Raw genomic sequence first — 8166 nt, 5'->3', positions numbered from 1 at the left:
CAAGATTTTATTCCACGCTTCCTCCAGCCCTTACCTCACGGTAAGTACCTTGCGCTTCCTTAGTGGTTGGTCGATGTGTACCCCCACAGTGGACTTTCACCACCTAGATAGTTGCCATGCCTGGCACACTAAGAAAAGCCTTCATTTTTTTGATGAAGGCTTTCATTCATTGTTATTTTATTCAAGACGCCTTATGCTCTAGACGAAGCTTGTCAGCAACCATTGCAATGAACTCGGAATTTGTTGGCTTTGCTTTAGACATACTGACCGTATAACCGAACAATGAAGAAATGGAGTCAATATTTCCTCTACTCCAAGCCACTTCAATCGCATGACGGATGGCTCGTTCCACACGGCTTGCAGTCGTGTTATATTTTTTTGCGATATCTGGATACAACACTTTCGTAATAGAACCTAAAAGTTCGATATCATTATAAACCATTGAGATGGCTTCACGTAAATACAAGTACCCTTTAATATGGGCTGGGACACCAATTTCATGGATGATACTTGTAATACTGGCATCTAAATTTTTAGGTTTTTGTTCAGTTTGAGTACGGTATGTGGTGGATGTTGATTTTCGGGTAAACGAGTTAGTATTTCCACTAACTTGTCTAATATGGCTGCCTAGATTCTCCATATCAAATGGTTTCAAAATAAAGTAGGATGCACCAAGTTCAACCGCTTTTTTCGTAACATCTTCCTGACCAAATGCTGTTAACATAATCACATTGGGCAGAACTCCTTTTTTAATTTCACGGAGGCGCTCTAGTACAGCTAACCCATCTAGGTGGGGCATAATAATATCCAAAACTAAAACATCAGGATCAGTTTGCGATAACATTTCTAAACATTCCTGACCATTGTGAGCAATTCCTGCAACTTCCATATCATCCTGGGACGAAATAAAGTCCTCTAATAATCCTACTAGTTCCCTATTGTCATCAACGACACATACTTTAATTTTCTTCACTTCCAGTTCCTCCTCAGGGTTCAAATCATAACCTCTATTTCAACTTACGTTCCTAATCAGTTGTATTCTCTTAATTATATTCTAAATTAGAAATTCGACAATGCAACAAAAATTCCTCTCATTTTTTTAATATTTCTTAAAATAGTGATAAAATCTTATCTTTTCTTTGTTTTTCTCATCTTTTCGACGTAAAACGCGTATATTCTAATATTTGGGTTATTTTTGTCGAAATTTTTTATGTAAAGGCTGTGTTAAACTTGGCTGTTGATTTCCGTTCCAGGCACTTCGCTTTCCGCGGGCGTGCCGGTGAGCCTCCTCGTCGCTTTGCTCCTGCGGGGTCTCCCCTGCCCCGTACTCCCGCAGGAGTCTTCGTGCCTTCCACTTCAATCAACAGAGTACAAAAATCAAAATTAACCTGTAACACAACCTATGTAAAAAAAAGCAAAATAGGGATTTTTCCTATTTTGCTCCCAATGTTAACTTGCTTTATTTTTTGGCATTTCATATATGTTAATTCCAGCTTCATCTAACATCCATTCGATGTGTACCCCGTATCCTGAGGTTGGATCATTAACAAAAACATGTGTAACAGCGCCAATTAGTTTTCCATCTTGAATAATTGGGCTTCCGCTCATCCCTTGAACAATTCCTCCTGTTTTTTTAAGGAGTTTAGGGTCGGTTACTTTGATTACCATGCCTTTGGTTGCTGGAAACTTTTGCGGGATTGTGCTTACGATTTCAATATCAAATTCTTCAACTCGGTCATTATTTACAACCGTTAAAATTTTGGCAGGTCCTTCTTTTACCTGATGCGATAAGGCAATCGGCAGTGGTTTATCCATTACACCATTTTTTAATTCTTTGACCATTTCACCAAAAATTCCAAATGGGCTATTCTTTTGGATATTCCCAACAATTTCACGGTCCGAAGAAAAGCGTGCGAGCTTTTCACCTGGGTCTCCGTTACTCCCTTTTTCAATAGAAGTTACTGTTGAACGAACAATTTGTCCATCCTCAACAACGATTGGTTGTTTTGTATCCATATCAGATATTACATGCCCTAGGGCACCATATTTTTTTGATTGTGGGTGAATAAATGTCATTGTTCCAATTCCTGCTGCAGAATCTCTAATATATAAACCAAGCTTATAGATGTTTTCCCCTTTGTCTTTTAATGGGGTTAGTTTTGTAGTAAATTTTCCACTTTCTCGACTAATAACCATATTGAGCGCTTTTCCATCTTGTCCTGCAGTTTGCACAAATGGTGCGACATCCGTCATTTTTTCTATTTTATTGCCATTTATTTCTGTAATGATATCCCCAACTTTAATTCCTGCAATTTCACCTGGAGACTTCTTTCCCGATATGGTATTGATTAAATGGTGGCCCACTACCAATACACCTACGGTATTTAACTTCACTCCAATCGACTGTCCACCTGGTATAACCCGAAAATCTTTTAATACACGTACATCCACCTTTTTTATCGGAATCCCCGCATACTCTAACAGCATTTCATTTTTACCATTTTTAGATGCTGTCATTGAAACCGAGTGTTTTCCTTCATCCAAAGTGAAATTTGAATTTTGAGAAACCAAAGAGGCTGATACCGGTACAGCCTTTTGAAAAGTATAGTCTTGTCCTTCGAAAACCGTAATAGTCTTGGGTATCGCGAGATATTGCTGTATAGGCTGAAAAAAAATAAGGCTAATTAATGAAACAAGGAGAATTCCACCAATAATCTTTCTAATTAGTTCTAACTTCAAATTTTTTCACTCTCCTCGCTTCTTTTCATTACACTTAAATGGCTACATCTTTAATTTTGCCTCCTTGACAATCATTTATAACTTGGTTCAACATAAAAAAGCTACCCAAAATGGATAGCATTACAATTTTTATTAAAAATATAGTAATTATAGCTTTTCTGAATGGAAAAATGTCTAAAACTAACGATTAAGTCGTATCAGCGCTCCACTGCCACTTTTCTTACTCTCTGCGGCTAAATATAATAATTCTTCAGCATGTTTTTTAGTGAGGTCGGTTATTTCGGATCCAGATATCATTCGGCCGATTTCATTAATTTTATCTTCAACCTGCAATGGAGTAACAGAAGTCTTTGTTCTTCCGCCTTTTATAATTTTGCTAATAAACAAGTGGGTATCAGCCATCGCAGCAACCTGAGGCAAATGCGAAATACATAACACCTGGGATTGGCTTGCCACCTTATAGATTTTCTCGGCAATTGATTGAGCAACCCTGCCGCTGACACCAGTATCAACTTCATCGAAAATAATCGAAGTTACGCCTTGATGCTGAGAGAAAATACTTTTTAGAGCCAGCATAATTCGTGATAATTCTCCTCCTGAAGCAACTTTTGATAAAGGCTTTAATGGCTCACCAGGATTTGTTGATATGTAAAATTCGACATGATCCACACCATTTTTGGTAAACTGCATTGTATTAGACTCAAAGCGAATTTCAAAAACGGTTTTCGCCATATACAATTCTTTAAGCTCTTTATGTATTAACTTTGTAAGTTTGTCTGCCCATTTCAGACGAATTTCCGTTAACTGTTTCGCTTCTAGCATTAAGTCTTTTTTTATCGATGCTAATTCTTTTTCTAATCCGCTTATATGTGTTTCTTTATTTTGTAATGTTTCAATTTCTTCTTCAATTTTTCCGGCGTATTCTAATATTTCATCAATTGTTTTACCGTATTTCCGTTTTAGTCGATTAATTTCATTTAGACGATCTTCAATTTCATGCAATCGCTGCGGATCAAACTCTAATGCGTCTAATTCCGTTCTTAAGGATCGTGCAGCATCCTCCAATTGGTAGTAGCTGTTTGAAACAGCTTCATACATGTCCTTATATACGCTATCAATGGAAGCAGCATCCTCCAGATGCCCCATAACCATACTAATCCAATCAAGCCCCTTCTGTTCCCCTTGTAGGGCGGTATGACTCGATTGAAGAGCCTCAAACACTCGTTCAAAGTTATTTAGTTTTCTTTTTTCTTCAAAAAGTTCTTCATCTTCATTAATCTTTAAATTTGCATTTTGGATTTCATCCAATTGAAACGAAATGAGATCGAGCCGGTGAGCAGTCTGTTGGTCATTTTCACTTAATGCCTTTAACCTTTGCACTGTTTGCTCATAACGCCGAAAAACTTGCTGGTATTCCCCTTGAGAAGGGCAAATATCATCGGCACCAAATTGATCAAGCAATGTTAAGTGTCTCGACTCATCCATTAATTCTTGATGCTCATGCTGGCCATGAATATCAACAAGTGTTGACCCAATTTCCCTAAGAGTGGCAATCGTCACTAACTTCCCATTCACCCGGCAAATACTTTTACCCGACTGGGAAATATCTCGTCGTAATATAACCATTCCTTCATCAATGTCGATTCCAAATTCAAGAGCTTTAGCAATGACAGGATGTTTACTATCATCTAGCTGGAAAAGTCCTTCAATTTCGGCACGCTCCTCGCCATGTCGAACAAATTCTGCAGACCCTCTGCCGCCAACTAATAAGTGAATAGCATCAATAATGATCGATTTTCCTGCCCCAGTCTCTCCCGTTAAAACCGTTAACCCCTTTGAAAAAGTTACAGACAAGGTTTCGATAATAGCGAAGTTTTTAATAGATAATTCTGCTAACAAGGAACATTCCCCCAATTAAAGCATATCTAGGAACCGATTTGTGATAACTTCAGTATCCTCTGGAGTTCGGCAAATAATTAACATCGTATCATCTCCGCAGATGGTTCCTAATATTTCTTCCCAATCCAGATTATCAATTAATGCGCCAATGGCCATTGCATTACCTGGTAAGCACTTCATGACAAGCAAATGACCTGCTGAATCGATCCGCACGAACGCATCAATTAATGATCTTTTTAATTTTTGTAACGGATTAAATCTTTGGTCGGCAGGCAGGCTGTATTTATACCTTCCATCGCTTAAGGGAACTTTAACAAGATGTAATTCCTTAATATCCCTTGAAACCGTAGCTTGGGTTATATTGTAGCCCGCATTCTTCAGTTCATCGACTAAATCATCTTGTGTCTCTATGTCATTACTTGCAATAATTTCTCTTATTTTAATATGACGTTGGCCTTTATTCATTGTCTCACCCCATAATCATTAAAAACATTTATCTATGTATTATGTACTAAAACATGCTTCTACCCATATGTTAGCCGATTTTTATAAACTTGTACATTTTTTCTTTTAAAAATGGCTGTGTTAAATGTGGCTGTTGATTAAGGGCCTTGAATACGAAGAAAAGGATAAGCATCTGCCTATCCTTCTGAATTTTGTTTTGTTTTAAATTCCAAATGGGAGTCCTTTACAATTTCAACAGGTGTGACAGGTAATTGATTGTCGCCGGTTTCCCGTTCGCCTTCCCATTTTAAGTGGAGCAAGTATTCAATATTCCCATCACCACCAGTAATTGGTGAAAAGGATAAGTTTTTAATTGTATAACCTTGTTCCAGCGCAAAATGAATGATTTTATCAATTACTTGAAGATGCACTTTCTCATCACGAACAATCCCCTTTTTCCCAACCTGTTCACGACCAGCTTCAAATTGAGGTTTAACCAGAGCCACTACATCACTTTCAGTAACTAAAAGTGTTTTTAAAACTGGCAAAATTAAAGTTAACGAGATAAAGGACACATCAATTGTGGCGAAATTCGGCATTTCTCCAATTAAATCAGCAGGTGTAACATAACGGAAATTGGTCCTTTCCATCACTACAACTCGTTCATCCTGTCTAAGTTTCCAGGCGAGTTGATTATAACCTACATCCAAAGCATAGGACATCTTTGCTCCATTTTGCAGTGCACAATCTGTAAAGCCTCCCGTAGAAGATCCAATGTCTAAGAGCACTTTATTTGCAACACTGACATCGAAAACTTTTAAGGCCTTCTCAAGCTTTAATCCCCCACGGCTAACATATGGAAGCATTTTTCCTTTTATAGAAAGCGGGATATCAATTTTGACTTTCTCTCCAGGTTTATCCAACCGTTCTTCATTCGAATAAACAAGCCCTGCCATAATTGAGCGCTTGGCCTTTTCCCTTGTTTCGATTAAGCCTCTTTCCACTAGTAATATATCTAAGCGTTCTTTATTTTTCATTTCTTAAGCCCTTTGTTGTTTTTTTCTAGCTAGAATGGACATTCTTTTGACTACCTCTTCGGTTGTTAAACCAATCTCTTCAAGAAGGGAGTCAACATTCCCATGTTCGATAAATTTGTCTGGAATTCCGATTCTATCAATGTGTGAATGATAAAAGCCATGGTTTTGCGCAAACTCAAGAATTGCACTCCCGAAACCGCCTTGTAAAGCAGCCTCCTCAATGGTGAGAATCGGCATATGTTTTGAAAGGAGATTAGTAAGCATTTTTTCATCCAATGGCTTAATAAAACGGGCATTTACAACCTTGACAGATATCCCTTTCTTTTTAAGGATCTCAGCAGCTTTTAACGCCATCGGTATAGTTGTTCCAAAGGTTAAGATTGCTGCATCATCGCCTTCTTTAAGAACTTCCCATGTACCAATTGGAATATTATGATATTCCTGATCCATTGGAACCCCAAGTCCATTTCCACGTGGGAATCTCATGGCAATCGGGCCGTCATCATAATTTAGTGCGGTGTAAACCATATGTTGGCCTTCATTTTCATCCTTCGGCATCATTAATACCATATTGGGAATATGTCTTAAAAAAGCAATATCAAATACACCTTGATGGGTTTCCCCGTCTGCACCAACCAAACCGGCACGGTCAATTCCCATAAAGACATTTAAATTTTGCCTGCAAATATCATGAACAACCTGGTCATAGGCTCGTTGTAAAAAGGTTGAATATATAGCAAGAAAAGGTTTCATATTTTGTGTAGCTAAACCAGCTGCTACTGTCGCAGCATGCTGCTCAGCAATCCCAACATCATACATTCGCTCAGGGAATTCACTCGCAAAGCCTTCAAGTTTAGAACCAACAGGCATCGCAGGTGTAATCGCAACAATTCGGTCATTAGTTCGAGCAAGCTTACGAACAGTTTCACTCACAAGACTGCTCCAGGCTGGCGGTGGAGTTTTTGCGGGCTTAACGAAGGCGCCTGTATCCATTTTATATGGTCCAGTTCCATGCCATGTTCCTGTTTTGTCACTTTCCGCTGGATGGTACCCTTTTCCTTTTTTAGTAATTACATGAAGAAGGATTGGGCCTTCTGTCTTTTTGGCATAACTGAAGTTTTCAAATAACGCTTCAAAGTTATGGCCATCAATTGGACCAAGATAAGTAAATCCTAATTCCTCAAAAAACATTCCTGAAACAAATAAATATTTAAGGCTGTCTTTCACTCTCTCAGCAGTTGCTGCTAATTTCCCACCCACTGCAGGTACTTTTTTCAGCAGTACTTCTAATTCATCTTTTACCCATTGATACTTTCCAGCTGTACGTAATTGGCCAAGAATATTATGAACGGCACCGACATTAGGTGCGATTGACATCTCGTTATCATTTAAGATAACAATCATGTCTTTCTTCTCGTGACCTATATGATTTAAGGCTTCCAACGCCATTCCACCAGTTAAGGCACCATCACCGATCACCGGAATGACAAAAGATTTTTCCTTTTTTAAATCTCTAGCTATGGCCATTCCCATCGCCGCTGAAAGAGATGTGGAACTATGACCAGTTTCCCATACATCATGCTCACTTTCAGTTCGTTTCGGGAATCCGCATAAGCCTTTATATTGGCGCAATGTATCAAACTCACATGCCCTGCCGGTTAAAATTTTATGAACATATGACTGATGTCCCACATCCCAGATAATCTTATCTGTAGGACTGTTAAAACATTTATGTAGAGCAATAGTTAATTCAACAACACCCAAATTTGGTCCAATATGGCCTCCAGTAACAGACAGCTTTTCAATCAAAAATTTTCGGATATCTTGACTTAAAGCCTCCAATTCGGTATTCGACATGCCTTTTAAAAAGGCCGGGTCTTTTATTGATAATAGATCCATTTTTGGACCACTCACTTTCATACGTTTATGCATTCTCTGTTTAGTTGCTGTGTAAAAAGGACACATTCAGAAAATTTAACTTTGATTAAAAAATAGCCGCTAACACTTGAGTGATAACGGCATTGACAACGTTTTCTACAATGAAAAT

7 protein-coding genes are annotated in these 8166 nt (G+C 38.3%); all 7 read right to left on the bottom strand.

Going from position 1 to position 8166, the window contains the following annotated elements; genetic code table 11:
- Positions 1-181: 181 nt before the first annotated feature.
- Positions 182-973 (bottom strand): sporulation transcription factor Spo0A, encoded by a 792-nt coding sequence (gene spo0A / locus BR30_RS0102725; RefSeq protein ID WP_026563648.1) that lies wholly within the window; start codon positions 971-973, stop codon positions 182-184.
- A 235-nt stretch (positions 974-1208) separates the two neighbouring features.
- On the bottom strand, positions 1209-1397 hold the full coding sequence (locus BR30_RS37635) for a hypothetical protein (protein WP_155928410.1): 189 nt from the start codon (positions 1395-1397) through the stop codon (positions 1209-1211).
- Positions 1398-1449: 52 nt separating this feature from the next.
- The gene (gene spoIVB / locus BR30_RS0102720) at positions 1450-2739 is read right to left on the bottom strand and encodes a SpoIVB peptidase (RefSeq protein WP_026563647.1); all 1290 of its coding nucleotides are present in this window, start codon (positions 2737-2739) and stop codon (positions 1450-1452) included.
- 180 nt (positions 2740-2919) lie between these two features.
- Entirely contained in the window at positions 2920-4638 is a 1719-nt protein-coding gene (gene recN / locus BR30_RS0102715; RefSeq protein WP_026563646.1) for a DNA repair protein RecN, read from the bottom strand.
- Between the two features lie 15 nt (positions 4639-4653).
- The gene (gene ahrC, locus BR30_RS0102710) at positions 4654-5103 is read right to left on the bottom strand and encodes a transcriptional regulator AhrC/ArgR (protein ID WP_026563645.1); all 450 of its coding nucleotides are present in this window, start codon (positions 5101-5103) and stop codon (positions 4654-4656) included.
- 176 nt (positions 5104-5279) lie between these two features.
- Positions 5280-6119: a TlyA family RNA methyltransferase gene (locus tag BR30_RS0102700; protein WP_026563644.1), complete on the bottom strand. Its 840-nt coding sequence runs from the start codon at positions 6117-6119 to the stop codon at positions 5280-5282.
- A 3-nt stretch (positions 6120-6122) separates the two neighbouring features.
- Positions 6123-8018 carry a 1-deoxy-D-xylulose-5-phosphate synthase gene (gene dxs, locus BR30_RS0102695; protein ID WP_026563643.1) on the bottom strand — a complete coding sequence of 632 codons (1896 nt, stop codon included), beginning with the start codon at positions 8016-8018 and terminating at the stop codon, positions 6123-6125.
- Between the last annotated feature and the right edge of the window lie 148 nt (positions 8019-8166).

The organism is Bacillus sp. UNC41MFS5 (assembly GCF_000686805.1).
The sequence above is the reverse complement of the archived record's forward strand: the minus strand, read 5'-3'. Positions and strand labels throughout refer to the sequence as shown.

What these genes read in the sequence shown, in the direction of transcription:
- ahrC (WP_026563645.1), bottom strand. Translation starts at nt 5,103, where the DNA reads ATGAATAAAGGCCAACGTCATATTAAAATAAGAGAAATTATTGCAAGT.
- BR30_RS0102700 (WP_026563644.1), bottom strand. Translation starts at nt 6,119, where the DNA reads ATGAAAAATAAAGAACGCTTAGATATATTACTAGTGGAAAGAGGCTTA.
- dxs (WP_026563643.1), bottom strand. Translation starts at nt 8,018, where the DNA reads ATGGATCTATTATCAATAAAAGACCCGGCCTTTTTAAAAGGCATGTCG.